The sequence below is a fragment of the Micromonospora taraxaci genome (genome assembly GCF_007830095.1).
GTDB classification, from domain to species: Bacteria; Actinomycetota; Actinomycetes; order Mycobacteriales; family Micromonosporaceae; genus Micromonospora; species Micromonospora taraxaci.
Genome location: NZ_VIWZ01000001.1, coordinates 81,944 through 98,582 on the forward strand (window position 1 = coordinate 81,944; position 16,639 = coordinate 98,582).

Below are 16,639 nucleotides of genomic sequence, written 5' to 3' on the forward strand. Positions count from 1 at the left end.
TCCCGCCCGATCCGCTCGCTCATGGTGCGACCCTATGCAGCACGCCGACGCTCCCCATGCGTGGGGGAGCGCGGGATCGGGTAATGACGGCCCGTCAACCGAGGGAAGGACCGCATCGACATGAGCCAGGCACCGGAGAGCGTCACTGACGGGGAGATCGTGGAGACCCGGGGCGACGAGCGGGTCGAGCTGCTGCGCGCCGACACCAACAACGACGGCAAGACCGACGTGTGGGTGGTGGACACCGACGGCGACGGCAAGGCCGACCTGTTCCAGTTCGACACCGACGGCGACGGCAAGGTGGACATCACCATGGTCGACATCGACGAGGACGGCCAGCCGGACGAGGTGGTCGACGGCGATGGCGGCCTGCCGCCCGAGCAGCTTCCCCCGACCGTCCAGGTCTGAGCTGTACGACGGCCTCTGCGCAGGTGAGGCGCAGAGGCCGTCACTCAGTCGGCCAGGCGCAGGGTGGCGAGGTAGTAGGGCGCGTCCCGGTCGTCCACATCGGTCAGCCGCCAGCCGGTGCCGTGCACCAGCGAGGCGAACTCGTCCGCCGAACAGACCAGGTAGTCGAACCACTCGGTGCCCAGCTCCCGGTACCGAAGCCGGAGCCGGAGCTGACCGCCGAACCGACCCCGGCGGCGGTTGCGTTCGTGGTAACCGGTGTGCACCGGGTCGCGGGTGCCGTACGGGTCGGTGCCGTGCGCGATGATCTGTGCGCCCGGTCGGGCCAGAGCGGCGAGCGCGGCCAGGAACTCGGGGGCGCGCTCCCGACCCTCGAACAGCCCGAGGTTGTTGCCGAGCAGCAGGAACGTGTCGTACCGCTGACCATCGGCCACGTGCGTGTCGACGGTGCCGTGCACCAGCCGCCGGACACCGCGACGCCGGCTCACCGCCAACGCGCCGGGAGAGGTGTCCAGGCCGGTGACAGGTACCCCGCGCTCTTGGAGCAGCAGGGCGATCCGGCCGGCGCCGGTGCCGATGTCCAGTGTCTCGCCGCGGACCCGGTCCACCGCGCGGTGGTCGTACGGTTGCCAGTCCTGCGGCCCGTCGAGGTAGTGCGCGGCCGGCGCACCGTTGATCAGCCCGTCGTCCCGTTCGATGATCTCGATGACCGGCCGGGGCAGTCGCCCACCCACCAGTGGTCGGGGGCCCACCCCGCTGGCCACCGCGAGAGTGTCCCGCAGCAGCTCGCCGACCACGTCACCGATTTGAGGCTGCACCATCACGGCGTTCACGCTATCCGGCCACTCAGTAGCCACAGCGGTCGTATCCTGGCGGCGTGACCATGCTGGACCGGCTGTCGGCCGAGAAGTACATCCTGCTCACGACCTTCCGCAAGGACGGTCGGGCGGTGCCGACCCCGGTCTGGTCGGTACGCGACGGTGACGCGTTGGCCGTCTGGACCCGGGCCGACTCGGGCAAGGTCAAGAGGATCCGCCACAACGGCGAGGTGACAGTGGCTCCGTGCGACGTGCGGGGCCGCCCACACGGGGCGGAGGTGCCGGCCCACGCGACGATCTACGGGAGCGGCGACACCGGTCGGGTCCGTGACCTGCTCAAGCACAAGTACCGCCTGATCGGTCGACTCAGTCTGCTGGGCAGCCGGCTTCGCCGGGGCGAGGGCGGCACTGTCGGCATCCGGGTGACGCTGGCCGAGTCGCGGCGCTGAGTCGACGCGGGCGTGGAAAGGGGCGGCGGATCGAGATCCACCGCCCCTTTCCCAAAAAGAACTGGTGCCGACTCAGTCGCCCTGTCGCTGCTGCGGGATCTGACCCTGCAACAGCGCCCTGACCTCCGACTCGCGGTAGCGACGGTGGCCACCCAGGGTGCGGATGGCGCTGAGCTTGCCAGCCTTGGCCCACCGGGTCACCGTCTTCGGGTCGACACGGAACATCGACGCCACCTCGGCCGGTGTAAGTAGCGGCTCTGGTTCGTGCGTTCGCGATGCCATCGGTCACTCCTCCACATGTATAGACATCGGCCGGGGTCCCGCCGGCCGACGCGTCTCCCATGGTCCGGCTAGTCCCCGATGTCCGACATGGGCCGAACGGATGAAGGTCCCTAGACGGACGGATGAACCATGCCCGATTTTTACGACTTTTACACGGCAGAAAGTACCTTATTCGGACTCATGATCACGGTTCGTGATGCGTCAACTACGAGCACACCTCACCTTGGGAGCGCTCCTAGGCCGATTTGCCCCTAGTTGCACCGCTCGAGCAACTGAACCGCGCGCCAGCGGGCCACCAACTTGTCGTACGCGGCCGACGCCTCGTCGGCCTCACCGCGCGACAGCCCCGCGAGGCCTCCGGCGACCAACTCGGGAGAGTCGTCGGCTTCGAGCGTCTCGTCGGACAGAAGATCCACCAGACCGCCGTAGTCCAACTCGACCACCGAGCGGGGATGAAACTCCTCCAGCCAGCGAGCCGCCTCCTCCACCGCCTCGGTGATCGGCGCGTCGCCCACCGACTTGCGCAGCACCGACAGCGCCCGGGAGGACCGACGGCGGGCCTTCGAGATCTCCGTGCGGTAGCGCAGCGCCCGTCGCCCCGGCTCGGTGACGAGGTCCCGTTCGGCCGGGTCGAAGAGCACGAACCACCGCAGCGGCACGCCCCAGGTGGCGATCTGCTCGTGCACCCGGGGTACGCCGTGCTCCAGCACCCGCGCGCCGCTGCGCCAATCGTCGACGACCGCCCTGGCCTGCCCGGCGAGGACCGGCGGCACGAAGGCGTCGGCGAGCACCGAGGGCACGCCGTCCCGAGCGCTGAGCGCCGCCTCGGCGACCCGGATCCGCAGGTTCCACGGGCAGACCAGGAGGCTGTCGTCCGTCTCCAGGACGTACGCCTCCTCCGGTAGATCGGGCAGCCGGGTCCAGCCGGCGCCGAGCGCCTCGATCACCGCCGTCCGCTGCCGGCCAGGCCCCTCGACGGGGGCGACGGCCCGCCCCTCGGAGACGTATCGGCGCCAGTAGCTCTGCCGGTCCCGGTCGAAGGCGGTCAACGGTTCGTACACGCGCAGGTAAGAAGCGAAGAGCGACGGCACGGCGCGATCCTCCCATGAACCGCAGCCGTACGCGGTCAGCGGCCGGACCACGCGCGCCGCAAGGTGGGACGGCGGCGGCGCGTCGAGCACCCGCACGGCGACCGATACTAGGCTCGATCACACCGGCAGCATCCCCGCCGGGGTTCACCAGGTCCGCGTCCCACAAGGGCGCACACCACTCCAGGAGCCAATCATGGGCGTATTCGCGAGCACCGACGACCCGGTATCGACAGGTCACGAACAGGTCGTGTTCTGCCAGGACAAGCAGAGCGGCCTGAAGGCGATCATCGGGATCTACTCCACCGCGCTGGGGCCGGCGCTCGGCGGCACCCGCTTCTACCCGTACGCCAGCGAGGAGGACGCCCTCGCCGACGTGCTGGACCTGTCCCGTGGGATGGCGTACAAGAACGCGCTCGCCGGCCTGGACCTGGGCGGCGGCAAGGCCGTCATCTGGGGTGACCCGGAGCAGATCAAGAGCGAGGCGCTGCTGCGCGCGTACGGGCGCTTCGTCGAGTCGCTGGGCGGCCGCTACTACACCGCCTGCGATGTCGGCACCTACGTGGCGGACATGGACGTCGTGGCCCGGGAGACCCGCTACGTGACCGGTCGCAGCGTCGAGCACGGCGGCGCGGGCGACTCGTCGATCCTGACCGCCTGGGGTGTCTTCCAGGGCATGCGGGCCGCCGCCGAGCACGTCTGGGGCACCCCGAGCCTGCGTGGCCGCCGGGTCGGCGTGGCCGGCCTGGGCAAGGTCGGCAAGTACCTCACCGGGCACCTGCTGGAGGACGGCGCGGAGGTGGTCGCCACCGACGTCAACCCGAAGGCGCTGGAGTGGGTGCGCAGCAACCACCCGCAGGTCACTCTGGTGGACGACGCCAGCGCGCTGGTCGCGGCGGACATCGACGTGTACGCGCCGTGCGCGCTGGGTGGTGCCCTGAACGACGACACCGTCCCGGCGCTGCGCGCCAAGGTGGTGGCCGGCGCGGCGAACAACCAGCTCGCCCACCCGGGCATCGAGAAGCTGCTGGCCGACCGGGGCATCCTCTACACGCCGGACTACGTGGTCAACGCCGGTGGCGTGATCCAGGTTGCCGACGAGATCGAGGGCTTCAACTTCGACCGGGCGAAGCTCCGGGCGACCCGGATCTACGACACCACTCGCGAGATCCTCCGTCTCGCGGACGCCGAGGGCGTGCCGCCCGCGGTGGCCGCGGACCGGCTGGCCGAGCGGCGAATGGCGGACATCGGCCGGCTTCGCGGGATCCACCTGCGCTGAGCCTTCCCGGAGGCGGGTCGACGGGATCCGCCTCCGGGCCACCCGTATGGGCACGGCTGGGTAAGCTGAGGCCGGATCGAATTTTGGTGCGGTTTGTCCGGTGTCACGGGCGCTAACCGTTCCGCTCCTTACCCGGTACACTGGGTGACGGCCGGATCGACGCGACGCGCAGAGCCGGCTGACGGTAACCCGAGGTGCCGAACGGTGGCATCCCCATGTACCGTAAGAGCCACGAGAGATGCCTGACGTCATCGGGGCCCGCCTTCGGGCTGCCCCGCATTCTGTGCGAGGGGGTCGAGCCATGGGGCGCGGCCGTGCTAAGGCCAAGCAGACGAAGGTGGCCCGGGAGTTGAAGTACCACTCCCCGAACACCGACCTCACCGCCTTGCAGCGCGAACTGGCGGGTGCTGGTAAGTCTGAGCACCACTTCGACGACGACTCTAAAGAGTTCGTCGACGACGATGATGAGGATCACGCGGACGACGATCCGGATCCCTGGGTCCGTCCGACCCGCTGACCTCTCGACGCAGCTGAGCACGCGGTGATCCCCGCGTGCTCACGCACGTCTCGTGCACGTGCAGTCGCCGACGATCAGGGGCCTGACCCGACCGGAACCACTCCGGCCGCTCGACAGGCCCCTGTTCACGGCCCCCTCAGCGCGGGCGGTTGTTCCAGTTGTAGAACGTCGGGATGTTCTCGAAGTGGTTCCAGGCACAGACCGCGCTCGCGCCGTCGCTGCCTGACACCTCCGAACGCAGGCGTCGCGCGGCCTCGGCCTCCCGCAACAGCGCGACGAGGGCAGGAGCAGCCTCCCGCACACGCTCGTTGACTCCGTCATCCGCTGTGCGCTCGGGCCGCCGGTCACTAGTGCTCTCGGGCATGCTCCAACACTCCCTCCAATAGGCGGATCTTGCTGTTGCGGCAGTGCTCGGTCTCCGTACCGTCAAAACGCCCCAGCTCGAAGTAACGGTTGGCGGCATGGCCACCGCCGCAGAAGCCGAAGTAGGGGCAGGACACCCGACACGCCTCCACACCGGTGAGGAACTCCCCCACCCACGGCGTCGCCGCCGCCACGCCGAGGATCTCCGCCAGTGGGGCTCTCAGGACGTTGCCGCTGCTGAAGTCGCCGTAGCGGGGGTGGGTGAAACCAGCCAACTCCGGGGACAGCACGGTCACCGAGCCGTCGTGACCGATCGTCGGGATCGGGTCCAGGTGGCGGGGCAGCACACCGTCAGCCGAGCCGTCGAGCACCGCCGCGGCATAGCGCAACGACCACTCGACCTCGCGGAGGTGGATCCGGGGCGCACGCCGCCAGGCCGCCACCAACTCCGCCCAGAACGCGGTCACCGCCGACGCGTCGTGGCGGTTGTCCCGGGTGTTGACGCCCTCGGTCTCCTCGATGTTGATGCCCAACACGTCGCAGCCCAGGTCGAGGAAGTAGTCGTACAACTCGGTGGCCAGCCCCCGCTCCGGGCGGGACACCACGGCCAGGGCGGAGAAGGGCAGACCGCGCCGGCGCAGCGCCGCGACACCGCGCACGATCCGGTCGTACGCCGGCTGGCCTCCCCGGTTGACCCGGTCACCGTTACGCGCCCGGGGTCCGTCGACGCTCACACTCACCCGCACCTCGTGCCGGGCGAAGAAGTCGCACCACTCGTCGTTGATCAGGGTGGCGTTGGTCTGCACGTGGTGCTCGACCTCGGGCCCGAACGGCGCGATCAGGTCGGCCAGGTGCTCCGGGCCGGCGGCCAACGGTTCGCCGCCGTGCCACACCACCGAGAACCGACCGGCCACCGCCCAGGGGTTGACCGCCGCCGCCACCGCCTCGGCCACCGCCACCGGCATGCGCTGGTCGGTGGCCCGAAACGGCAGATAGCAGTACGCGCAGTCGAGGTTGCACAGGGTCGTCGGCTGCATGACGACGTACGACGGGACGGCGGCAAGACCGCGCATCCCGCTGAACGACTGTCCCCGAGCAGCCATCGCCCTCCTCCGCCGGCTCTGAAGGGTGCCCTTCAGGCTAGGCGGCATTGGCCACTCGGGTGAAGCCCTGATCAGGTGCCCGTACGATCACCAGAAAGTGATCATCCCCGGGTGTGCTGACCGACCATCTGCACGTTGCCGGTGCCCTCGATGATCTCGCCGGCCTGCCACGCCTCGACACCACGGCCGGTCAGCGTGGCCAGCGCCCGGTCGGCGTCCTCGGCCGACACGATCGCGAACATGCCGACACCCATGTTGAAGGTGGACTCCATGTCCTGGTCGTCGATGCGACCCTTCGTCTGGATCAGGTCGAAGATCGGCTGCGGCTTCCAGGTGGACCGGTTGACCACCGCGTCGACGTGCTCGGGCAGCACCCGGACCAGGTTGCCGGGGATGCCGCCACCGGTGATGTGGGACAGCGCCCGCACCTCGGCCTCGGCGATCAGCTTCAGGCAGTCCTTAGCGTAAATCTTGGTGGGGGTGAGCAGCTCCTCGCCCAGGGTCCGCTGCCGACCGAAGTCGTCGATCACGATGTCCAGACGCATCCGAGCCGCACCGAGGAGCACGTGCCGGACCAGCGAGTAGCCGTTGGAGTGCAGGCCGGAGGAACGCATGGCGATCACGACGTCGCCCACCTCGACCCGCTCCGGGCTGAGGATGTCGGCCTCCTCGACCACACCGACACCGGTCGCGGAGATGTCGTACTCGTCCGGGCGGAGCACGCCCGGGTGCTCGGCGGTCTCCCCGCCCAGCAACGCGCAGCCCGCGTAGCGGCAGCCGTCGGCGATGCCCGCCCCGATCTCGGCGACCTTGTCCGGAACGACCTCGCCGGTGGCGATGTAGTCGAGCAGGAACAGCGGCTCGGCACCGCACGCCACCAGGTCGTCCACGACCATCGCCACCAGGTCGATGCCGACCGTGTCGTGGATGTCCATCTGCTGAGCGATCACCAGCTTGGTGCCCACTCCGTCGGTGGAGGACGCCAGGATCGGGTTCTTGTACTTCTTCGTGTCCAGGCGGAACAGGCCGGCGAAGCCGCCGAGGTCACCCAGCACCTCCGGCCGGCGGGTCTGGCGCACCTTCGACTTGAGCAACTCCACCGCGCGGTCGCCCGCGTCGATGGACACCCCGGCATCGGCGTACGAGACCGAGCGTTTGCGCGCCTGGCGGCCAGCACCGCCCGTCCACGGCTGACGGTCGCCGCCGGCGCCGGTCGGGCTGCTTCCTGCGCCGCTGCGCTCGGACACGTGCGTCACGGTTCTCCCCTTTGGTTCTCGGTGCCGCCGGCGGTAGCCGGGCCGCGCCGGTTGGTGCTACGGGCGGTTTGCGGTAACGCCACCCGGAGTGGCGACGGACGAGCCGTTGGCGTGCGAGCCTTCCAGCGCCGAGTTGGCGACGCGTCGGCCCACACCTTCGAGCACGTGCTTGCCGATCAGGTTGCCAGCCGGCAACTCGATCGGGTACTCCCCATCGAAACACGCCCGACACAACCGGGTCTTCGGCTGCTCGGTCGCGGCGATCAGGCCGGGAAGCGAAACGTAGCCCAGCGTGTCGGCGCCGATGGAGCGCCGGATGCCGTCGTTGTCCAACCCGTTGGCCAGCAGCTCCGCCCGGGTGGCGAAGTCGATGCCGTAGAAGCACGGCCACTTGACCGGCGGGGAGGAGATCCGGACGTGCACCTCCAGCGCCCCCGCCTCACGCAGCATCCGCACGATGGCGCGCTGAGTGTTGCCGCGAACGATCGAGTCGTCCACGACCACCAGGCGCTTGCCGCGGACGTTCTCCCGCAGCGGGTTGAGCTTGAGCCGGATGCCGAGCTGACGCAGGGTCTGCGACGGCTGGATGAAGGTGCGCCCCACGTACGGGTTCTTCATCAGGCCGGCGCCGTAGGTGATGCCGGACGCCTCCGCGTAGCCGATCGCGGCCGGAATGCCGGACTCCGGCACGCCGATGACAAGGTCCGCCTCGACCGGGTGCTCCTTGGCCAACTGCCGACCGATCTGCACCCGCGTCGCATGGACGTTGCGCCCGGCGATCGTGGCGTCCGGGCGGGCGATGTAGACGTACTCGAAGAGGCAGCCCTTCGGCTCCGGCGCGGCGAACCGGGCGGAGCGCAGGCCGTTCTCGTCGATCGCGATCAGCTCACCCGGCTCGACCTCGCGCACGACGCTGGCACCGACGATGTCCAGTGCGGCGGTCTCGCTGGCCACCACCCAGCCGCGCTCCAGGCGGCCGAGCACCAGCGGGCGGACACCGTGCGGATCGCGGGCCGCGTAGAGGGTCGACTCGTCCATGAAGACGAAGCTGAACGCGCCGCGCAGCTGCGGCAGCACCTCCAACGCCGCCGCCTCGACCGACAGGTCCGGTCGGCCGGCCAGCAGCATCGTCACCAGGGAGGTGTCGTTTGTCGAGCCGTCCGCGACGAGGCCGCGCTCGGCGACCTCCTTCTCCAGCTCGGCCGTGTTGACCAGGTTGCCGTTGTGGGCCAACGCGATGGTCGTGCCCGAGGTCGTGGAGCGAATCGTCGGCTGGGCGTTCTCCCAGTTCGACGCGCCGGTGGTGGAGTAGCGGGCGTGCCCGATCGCCAGGTGGCCGCGCAGGCTCGCCAGGGTGGGCTCGTCGAAGACCTGGGCCACCAGGCCGAGGTCCTTGTAGACCACCACGCCGGAGCCATCGCTCACCGCGATGCCCGCGGCCTCCTGGCCCCGGTGCTGCAGGGCGTAGAGGCCGAAGTAGGTCAGATTGGCAACCTCTTCACCGGGGGCCCAGACGCCGAAGACGCCACAGGCATCCTGGGGGCCAGGTCGTTGGGGGTCAAGGTCGTGGCTCAGCCGGCCGTCGCCTCGGGGCACCTACCGCTCCCTCATGCTGGTCTGGACCGGCCGGGCGGGATCACGGGCGGATCCACACTTCTCTGCCGGGACCACTGTCGTCGCCTGACAGTGTACGCGAATCGCCGTCAGCACAGAAAGTCACGAATTCTGCGCGGAGGGTCACGCTAAGTAGGACGTCATGACAATTCGAGGGGCAGATACGCCGAGAGGTCCGCCCGGACACCGCTCATCTGGACGCGACCCTCGGTCACCGCCTCCGCCCAACCGATCCTCCCGGTCGCCAACCTCAGCCAGGTGTCCGGAGCCATCTCGACCACGTTTGGCGGGTTTCCCCTGGTGTGTCGAGGTCCGGGTACGCACTGGATCGCCCCGTATGGTGGGACGCGCACCTCCACCGATCGGCCGGGGGCGCGCTCCGCGAGGACGGCCAACAACGACCGGACCGCCTCTCGGAACACTGTCCGTTCGGGCGTACGCCCCTCGTCGAGCGCCGACAATGCGGCAGTTACGGCAGCGGACTTACTGTGCGGAGAGGACACGACGGGACGATACGACCCGCAGGCCAACTACCCGACGCTGGCCCTGGGTCGCGCCGATCCAGTCGGACAAGGCATAGTTGCCGACGGCGTATTCGAACCGTGATGATCCCCGGCCCGGCGCCCCGCCGGTCAGAGGGAAGTCAGCCCGGAAGGCGGTGGACGTGTCAACACACCGACGTGCCTGGAAGCAGCGGGCCGGTGTGGTCGTAGCGCTGGTTGCCGGCGCTCTGCTCGCCGCCCCCGCCACACCAGCCTTTGCCGCTCCCAAAGTCAGCAACGTCTCGGCCTCCCCTGGCACCGTCCAAGCGGGCGGGGAGACGACAGTGAGCTACGCGCTCAGCTTTGACGACCCCGTTGTGCCCGCCGATGTGACTGTCAGCTCCGACAACTCCAAGCTTCAGTGCATCGAGGGCTGCTCACAGGGAAACGTGACCGAGGCCAAGACCTACACCGCCAAGTTCAAATTGGCAGACGACGCCTCGAACGGGTCCGCCCGCATCACCGTCAGGGCCAGTGCTGGGCTCGGGAACGGACAGGGCTCGACCACTGTCAACCTCTCAGCCAAGGCTGCTCCGCCGCCGCAGGCGCAGACCGTGCAGTCGGTCTCCGGCAAGGTGGTCGCGCAGGCCGACAGCAAGGCCGTGCCCAACGCGGTGGTCATGCTGCTGGACAGCACCGGCAAGCGCTTCGACACCACCAGCGACGGCAGCGGCAACTTCCGCTTCACCGGCACCACGGGCAACCCGATCGCGCCGGGTCGTCTCGACCTGGGTGCCAGCTTCGACAACGTGGTGGCGCGGAAGACCATCAACGCAGCCGCCGGGCAGGCCCTCACCGGGCAACGGATCAGCCTCGCGATCAAGACCGAGGTGACGCCCAGCCCCACCCCGTCGGCCAGCGCCGAGGCGACTCCCACCGAGGAGACGGCCGAGGAGGGCACCGAGGACCAGGCCAGCGAGGAAGCCAGCCCCGGCGCCCCGGCGAACGCCTCGAACACCGAGGACAGCGGCGGCGGCGCGGGTTCGTACCTGATCATCCTGCTCGGCGGTCTCCTGGTAGCCGCCGGTGTCGGCACCATCGTGCTGCTCTGGATGAAGCGCAAGGAGAACGGCGGTGACGACGACGACGCGGTGCCGGCTGGCAGCGGCGGTCCGGTCCCGCCCGCACGGGGCGGTTTCCGCGGCCCCGACGACCAGACCCGGGTGGTCGGTGGCCGACCCGGCGGCGCGGACCCGACCATGGTCGGTGGCGCGGCGCTGAGCGAGGCGCCGACGATGATGCACCGTCCGGTCGTCGACGACGTCCCGCCGGACCCGTACGGTGCGCCCGCGCAGGCGTACGGCGGCGCGGGCCAGCAGGGCTGGGGCGGCGCCGGTTACGGCGACGAGCCAGCACCCGGTGGCTACGGCGCCGGCGGCTACGGCAACGATCCGGCCTCCGGTGGCGGCTACGGCGCTGGCGCGGCCGGTGACGGCTACGGCGCCGCGCCCGGTTCCGGGGCTGGCTACGGTGGTGCGCCGACCTCTGGTGGCAGCTACGGCAACGACCCCGCCTCGGGTGGCGGTTACGGCAGCCGGGACTACACCGCCCAGGCCGGGGCGGCCGGCTACCCGCCGGCTCCCGCCGGCGGAGGGGCCTACGGGGAGCGGTACGACGAGCCGACCGGCCGTTACACCGGCGACAACACCCAGTACCCGGCGCCGGCCGACCCGTACGCGACGGGTGTCTACCAGCCCGAGCAGGGGCAGGGCTACGGTCAGCCGGACGCGGCCCCGTACGGCGGGCGGGCGGCTGAGCCGACCGCAGGGTACGGCGGACAGGCAGCCGGTGGTTACGACCAGGGCGGCTACGGTCAGCCGGCTGGTGGCTACGACCAGGGCGGCTACGGTCAGGAGCCCCCGCAGCAGGGCGGCGGTTACGGTCAGGAGCCCCCGCAGCAGCGCGGAGGCTACGACGACCGAGGCTACGACCAGGGCGGCTACGGCCAGGAGCCGCCGCCGCAGGGTGGCTACGGCCAACCGGCCGGTGGCTACGACCAGGGCGGTGGCTACGGTCAGGAACCCCCGCAGCAGCGCGGCGGCTACGACGACCGAGGCTACGACCAGGGCGGCTACGGCCAACAGGCTGGCCGCGGCCGGCCGGACACCCCGCCGCCGACCGAGCGGGGCGGTCGACGCCTCGACTGGCTGGACGACTGACCGAGAACAGCACGCGAACGGCCACCCGGAGATCCGGGTGGCCGTTTCGTCTATGGCAAGATCCACTCGCGTTCCCAGATGTCGGGGCATCCAGCGGACCTGGACACCCCGACTTCACGAAAGCCGAGTTGATCAACGCGGGGGGACCGGCCCCACGGAGGGTGGGGGCGGGCACGGCGGAGCCCGGGCGCGCGTCGGTCAGGCTGCCGTCGGTCAGGCTGCGGAGAAGACGCCCTGGCGGAGCACCGGCACGACGTCCGACACGCCGATCCGGACCGCGACGTCCACGTCCTCGGCAAAGCCGCCCTCGGTCAGCTCGCGCCCGGAGACGCTGCCCCGTACGGCGGCGGACACGTCCGGAGTGCTCGCCAGCGCGGCGAGCGCCATAGCCGCCTCCACGGACAGCCCGCCCGGCACTCCGGAGAGGGCGTCCAGCACCGAGGCGGCACCGAGTTGATCCTCCACCGACGGGCGCAGCGACCCGTCCGGCCACCGTTCACCGGAAGCGACAACGCCGATCGGGGCGTCCACAGTGCCGTACCCCTGGCGGCGCAGCCAACGCCCGACGGCGCCCGCGTTGCGCAGGCACGCCGCGACCACCGGAAGGCCGGTGGCACTGGCGGCGGCGCTGATGGCGGAGCCGTTCGGCGAGGGCAGGACCAGGTCCGCCACCACCGGCGCGGCGCCCAGCGCGGCCGGCGAGAGCGACCACGGATGCGCTGCGGTCACCTGCCGCCGCCCCACCGCGGCGACCGCGCCGACGCGTAGTGCGTACTCGGCGGCCTGCTCACCCCAGGGGAACGGGTGCACCCGCATGCCACGGGCGACCGCGACCTCCACGGAGGTGGTGAACGACAGGACGTCCACCACCACCAACGCCGCGCAGACCCGCCCGAGTTCGGCCGCGCCGGTCAGGCCCCAGTCGAACCTGGCGCCCGAACCGGGTTGGCCGTAGACGGCGGCCGTCAACGCCTCAGCGCTCGTCAGGCGACGGCTCGGTGGCACCGGTCTCCGAGTCGGTGGGCCCATCGGAGGACTCCGACCCGATCGGTTCGACAGCGCCGGTCTCCGGGGAGGGGCCTGAAGAAGCGATGGGCTCCGAGACCACCTCGGCCGGATCCACCGGTGCGGCCTCCCCGTCCGAGGTGACCGGCAGCGGTACGGCCTCGACCGCACCCGCCACACCGGCGGCAGGCGCGGGCACCTCGACAGCGGCCGAGCCACCGAAGAGGCGCGGCAACGTCTCGGTGTGCGCGGCGCGCAGCTCGTCCAGGCCGATCCGGAACTGCCCGTGCACCTCGAGCGCGCCGCCGGACGGGTCGGTGACACCGATCAGCTCGAACGGCACGCCCCGCTCGGCACAGAGCGCCGCGAACGCCTTGTCGTGGCCTCGCGGCACCGACACCAGCGCCCGCGTGGCGGTCTCGCTGAACAGGTAGACGAACGGCATCGAACCCTCGGTGAACTGCTCCGGCACCGCGATCCGGGCACCGACGCCACGGCGAAGGCAGGACTCGACCAGGCTCTGGGCGAGACCACCGTCGGAGAGGTCGTGTGCCGAGCTGAGGTGCCCGACCCGCGCCGCCTCGGCCAGCAGGTCGGCGAGCGCCTTCTCGCGGGCGAGGTCGACCTGCGGCGGGATGCCACCGAGGTGCTCGTGCGTCACCCAGGCCCACTCCGAGCCGGACAGCTCCACGTTGGTCTCGCCGAGCAGGTAGAGCTGGTCGTGGTCGCCACCGGCGCGCGGCACGAAGCCCATCGGCACCCGGTCGGCGACGTTGTCCAGCACACCCAGCACACCGACCACCGGGGTCGGGTGGATGGCCGCCGCGCCGGTCTGGTTGTAGAAGCTGACGTTGCCGCCGGTCACCGGGATGCCCAGCTCCAGGCAGCCGTCCGCCAGGCCGCGCACGGCCTCGGCGAACTGCCACATCACGCCCGGGTCCTCGGGGGAGCCGAAGTTGAGGCAGTTGGTCACGGCGATCGGCTTCGCACCGGTCACCGCCACGTTCCGGTACGCCTCGGCCAGGGCCAGCTTGGTGCCGTTGTACGGGTCCAGTCGGGCGTACCGGCCGTTGCCGTCCACCGACAGCGCCACACCCAACCCGGTGCGCTCGTCGATCCGGATCACGCCGCCGTCCTCCGGCTGGGCGAGCACGGTGTTGCCCAGCACGTAGCGGTCGTACTGCTCGGTGACCCAGGTCTTGTCGGCCAGGTTCGGCGACGCGATCATGCGCAGCACGGTCTCCCGCAGCGCCTCCGGGTCGGACGGCCGGGGCAGGGTCTCGGCCCGGTCGGCCTGGAGCAGGATCAGGTCGGCCGGCTCACGCATCGGCCGGGCGTAGACCGGGCCGTCGTCGACGAGCGAACCCGGCGGTACGTCGACGACCAGGTGGTCCTGCCAGGTGATCAGCAGCCGACCCGGACGTCCGTCCGGCTCCGGTGCGGTGACCTCACCGATCGCGGTGGCGAGCACGCCCCACTTCTCGGCGGTCTTGAGCACCGCCTCCAGCTTGTCTGGCTCGACGACCAGCAGCATCCGCTCCTGCGACTCGCTGGCCAGGATCTCGTGCGGCTCCATCGAAGGCTCGCGCAGCGGCACCCGCTCCAGCCAGACCCGCATGCCGGTGCCGGCCGCGGCGGCGGTCTCGGTGAGCGCGCAGGTCAGGCCGGCGCCGCCGAGGTCCTGGATGCCGACGACCAGTTGGCCGTCGTACAGCTCGAGGCAGGCCTCGATCAGCAGCTTCTCGGTGAACGGGTCGCCGACCTGCACGGCGGGACGGCGCGCCTCGCTGCCCTCGTCGAAGGTGGCGCTCGCCAGCACCGACACGCCGCCGATGCCGTCGCGCCCGGTCTTGGCGCCCATGAGCACGACAACGTTGCCCGGGCCGGCGGCGGCCTTGTTCTGCAGCCGGTCGACCGGCAGCACGCCCAGGCAGAGGGCGTTGAGCAGCGGGTTGCCCTGGTAGGAGGGGTCGAAGACCAACTCGCCACCGATGTTGGGCAGGCCGAGGCAGTTGCCGTAGCCGCCGACGCCGGCGACCACGCCGGTGAGGACCCGGGCGGTGTCCGGGTGGTCCGCGGCACCGAAGCGCAGCGGGTCCATCACCGCGACCGGGCGGGCGCCCATGGCGAGGATGTCCCGGACGATGCCGCCGACGCCGGTCGCCGCACCCTGGTACGGCTCGACGAAGCTCGGGTGGTTGTGCGACTCGACCTTGAAGGTCACCGCCAGCTCGTCGGAGATCTGCACGACACCGGCGTTCTCGCCGATGCCGGCGAGAAGCCGGTCGCTGTGCGGGGCCTTCTCACCGAACTGACGCAGGTGCACCTTGCTCGACTTGTAGGAGCAGTGCTCGCTCCACATGATCGAGTACATGGCGAGCTCGGACTGCGTCGGCCGGCGGTCGAGGATCTGCCGGATCCGGTCGTACTCGTCGTCACGCAGGCCCAGCTCGGTGTACGGCTGAAGCTCGCCCGGGGTACCACCGGCGCGCGGCACGGTGTCCACGCCCTCGGTCCAGACGGCGGCGGCCGGCTGGGCGGGGGCGGCCGCCGGGGCGACGGGCTGCGCCGGGCTCGGCTCGGCCGGCTGCGCCGGGGCGGAGTACGCCTCCGGGGTGTCCCGTACCGGGTCCGGATGGGTGGTCATGACCTCTCCTCGCTGCGCTCGTTCCCGCCGGAACGGCGGTTGAGCAGACCGATGATCGTGACGCTGGTCACCGCGGCGCTCCTAGCACTCACGCGGGCGCCCCGACCAGGTGCTTGAGGACTGACGTGAAGAAGCCGAGGCCGTCCAACGAAGGGCCGGTCAGCGCCTCCACCGCGTGCTCGGGGTGCGGCATGATGCCGACCACGTTGCCTGCGGCGTTGGTGATCGCGGCGATATCCCGCAGAGAACCGTTCGGGTTGCCGCCGATGTAGCGGGCGACCACCCGGCCCTCGGCCTCGAGCTGGTCCAGGGTCGCGGTGTCCGCGACGTAGCAACCCTCACCGTTCTTGACCGGGACGAGCACCTCCTGGCCGGGCTGGAACGCGTTGGTCCACGCCGTGCTGGCGGACTCGACACGCAGGACCTGGTCCCGGTTGCGGAAGTGCAGGTGCTGGTTGCGCGTGAGCGCGCCGGGCAGCAGGTGCGCCTCGCAGAGGATCTGGAAGCCGTTGCAGATGCCGAGCACGGGCAGACCACCCTGGGCGGCGTCCACGATCGTCTCCATCACCGGGGCGAACCTGGCGATGGCACCGCAGCGCAGGTAGTCACCGTAGGAGAAGCCACCGGGCAGCACGACAGCGTCGACCCCGTGCAGGTCCGCGTCGCCGTGCCAGAGCCGGACCGGCTCGGCGCCGGCGATCCGGACGGCCCGGGCCGCGTCCCCGTCGTCGAGCGAGCCCGGGAAGGTGACCACGCCGACCCGGGCGGTCACGAGCGGGCGTCCGCGGTCTCGTCGGCCTCGACCAGGCGGACGGTGAAGTCCTCGATGACCGGGTTGGCGAGCAACTTGTCGGCAATCTCCCGAGCGCGGTCCAGGTCCGGTTCACCGGTGAACTCGATCTCGATCCGCCTGCCGATCCGGACCGAGGCGACGTCACCGACGCCGAGCCGGGGCAGCGCGTTTGCGACGGCCTGGCCCTGCGGATCAAGGATCTCGGGCTTGAGCATGACGTCGACGACGACGCGAGGCACTGGGCACTCCTGACTGTGTACGCAGTTGGGTGCCGACCCACATGGGGCGAGCGCAGCCAGCGTACCTGGCAGATACG

17 protein-coding genes are annotated in these 16,639 nt (G+C 70.8%); 5 read left to right on the forward strand and 12 right to left on the reverse strand.

Annotated features, from left to right (window positions below; translation table 11 throughout):
* The first annotated feature begins 120 nt into the window (after positions 1–120).
* Positions 121–408, forward strand: a complete 288-nt coding sequence (locus tag FHU34_RS00435) for a hypothetical protein (RefSeq protein ID WP_091396025.1) — start codon at positions 121–123, stop codon at positions 406–408.
* Positions 409–452: 44 nt separating this feature from the next.
* Here FHU34_RS00435 and FHU34_RS00440 read toward each other — a convergent pair whose 3' ends face one another.
* Positions 453–1,229 (reverse strand): class I SAM-dependent methyltransferase, encoded by a 777-nt coding sequence (locus FHU34_RS00440; protein ID WP_425280508.1) that lies wholly within the window; start codon positions 1,227–1,229, stop codon positions 453–455.
* A gap of 56 nt (positions 1,230–1,285) precedes the next feature.
* On the opposite strand from FHU34_RS00440, the gene FHU34_RS00445 reads away from it, so the two are divergent.
* Positions 1,286–1,675, forward strand: coding sequence for a PPOX class F420-dependent oxidoreductase (locus FHU34_RS00445; RefSeq protein WP_088986885.1), 390 nt, complete (start codon positions 1,286–1,288; stop codon positions 1,673–1,675).
* 72 nt (positions 1,676–1,747) lie between these two features.
* Here FHU34_RS00445 and FHU34_RS00450 read toward each other — a convergent pair whose 3' ends face one another.
* Together FHU34_RS00450 and FHU34_RS00455 are read right to left on the reverse strand one after the other, a co-directional pair.
* Positions 1,748–1,957 (reverse strand): BldC family transcriptional regulator, encoded by a 210-nt coding sequence (locus FHU34_RS00450; RefSeq protein WP_007073996.1) that lies wholly within the window; start codon positions 1,955–1,957, stop codon positions 1,748–1,750.
* A gap of 251 nt (positions 1,958–2,208) precedes the next feature.
* On the reverse strand, positions 2,209–3,048 hold the full coding sequence (locus FHU34_RS00455; protein WP_145785378.1) for a DUF8083 family protein: 840 nt from the start codon (positions 3,046–3,048) through the stop codon (positions 2,209–2,211).
* 193 nt (positions 3,049–3,241) lie between these two features.
* Between FHU34_RS00455 and FHU34_RS00460 the strand changes: the two genes are divergently transcribed.
* Positions 3,242–4,324 carry a Glu/Leu/Phe/Val family dehydrogenase gene (locus FHU34_RS00460; protein ID WP_145778170.1) on the forward strand — a complete coding sequence of 361 codons (1,083 nt, stop codon included), beginning with the start codon at positions 3,242–3,244 and terminating at the stop codon, positions 4,322–4,324.
* Between the two features lie 301 nt (positions 4,325–4,625).
* Complete coding sequence (locus FHU34_RS00465) at positions 4,626–4,841, forward strand: DUF3073 domain-containing protein (protein WP_030332207.1); 216 nt, start codon at positions 4,626–4,628, stop codon at positions 4,839–4,841.
* Between the two features lie 136 nt (positions 4,842–4,977).
* On the opposite strand, the gene amcA is transcribed toward FHU34_RS00465, so the two are convergent.
* From amcA to FHU34_RS00490, 5 genes are all read right to left on the reverse strand, one after another.
* Positions 4,978–5,205 (reverse strand): multiple cyclophane-containing RiPP AmcA, encoded by a 228-nt coding sequence (amcA, locus tag FHU34_RS00470; protein WP_145778171.1) that lies wholly within the window; start codon positions 5,203–5,205, stop codon positions 4,978–4,980.
* A complete protein-coding gene (gene amcB, locus FHU34_RS00475) occupies positions 5,189–6,277 on the reverse strand; it encodes a cyclophane-forming radical SAM peptide maturase AmcB (RefSeq protein WP_341874456.1) in 1,089 nt (362 codons plus the stop codon). Before amcB ends, amcA begins: the two co-directional genes overlap by 17 nt.
* 131 nt (positions 6,278–6,408) lie before the next feature.
* Positions 6,409–7,563: a phosphoribosylformylglycinamidine cyclo-ligase gene (purM, locus tag FHU34_RS00480; RefSeq protein ID WP_088986889.1), complete on the reverse strand. Its 1,155-nt coding sequence runs from the start codon at positions 7,561–7,563 to the stop codon at positions 6,409–6,411.
* A gap of 57 nt (positions 7,564–7,620) precedes the next feature.
* The gene (gene purF / locus FHU34_RS00485) at positions 7,621–9,159 is read right to left on the reverse strand and encodes an amidophosphoribosyltransferase (protein WP_145778173.1); all 1,539 of its coding nucleotides are present in this window, start codon (positions 9,157–9,159) and stop codon (positions 7,621–7,623) included.
* A 158-nt stretch (positions 9,160–9,317) separates the two neighbouring features.
* On the reverse strand, positions 9,318–9,680 hold the full coding sequence (locus FHU34_RS00490; protein WP_244311513.1) for a sterol carrier family protein: 363 nt from the start codon (positions 9,678–9,680) through the stop codon (positions 9,318–9,320).
* A gap of 161 nt (positions 9,681–9,841) precedes the next feature.
* Between FHU34_RS00490 and FHU34_RS00495 the strand changes: the two genes are divergently transcribed.
* Positions 9,842–11,878, forward strand: coding sequence for a carboxypeptidase-like regulatory domain-containing protein (locus FHU34_RS00495; RefSeq protein ID WP_244311514.1), 2,037 nt, complete (start codon positions 9,842–9,844; stop codon positions 11,876–11,878).
* A gap of 213 nt (positions 11,879–12,091) precedes the next feature.
* On the opposite strand, the gene FHU34_RS00500 is transcribed toward FHU34_RS00495, so the two are convergent.
* The 4 genes from FHU34_RS00500 to purS form a co-directional block, all read right to left on the reverse strand.
* Positions 12,092–12,847, reverse strand: coding sequence for a 2-phosphosulfolactate phosphatase (locus tag FHU34_RS00500; RefSeq protein ID WP_145785380.1), 756 nt, complete (start codon positions 12,845–12,847; stop codon positions 12,092–12,094).
* A gap of 4 nt (positions 12,848–12,851) precedes the next feature.
* Positions 12,852–15,530 (reverse strand): phosphoribosylformylglycinamidine synthase subunit PurL, encoded by a 2,679-nt coding sequence (purL, locus tag FHU34_RS00505; protein ID WP_145778175.1) that lies wholly within the window; start codon positions 15,528–15,530, stop codon positions 12,852–12,854.
* A gap of 88 nt (positions 15,531–15,618) precedes the next feature.
* Positions 15,619–16,302: a phosphoribosylformylglycinamidine synthase subunit PurQ gene (purQ, locus tag FHU34_RS00510; RefSeq protein ID WP_145778176.1), complete on the reverse strand. Its 684-nt coding sequence runs from the start codon at positions 16,300–16,302 to the stop codon at positions 15,619–15,621.
* The gene (purS, locus tag FHU34_RS00515; RefSeq protein WP_030491392.1) at positions 16,299–16,562 is read right to left on the reverse strand and encodes a phosphoribosylformylglycinamidine synthase subunit PurS; all 264 of its coding nucleotides are present in this window, start codon (positions 16,560–16,562) and stop codon (positions 16,299–16,301) included. Before purS ends, purQ begins: the two co-directional genes overlap by 4 nt.
* Positions 16,563–16,639: the final 77 nt, after the last annotated feature.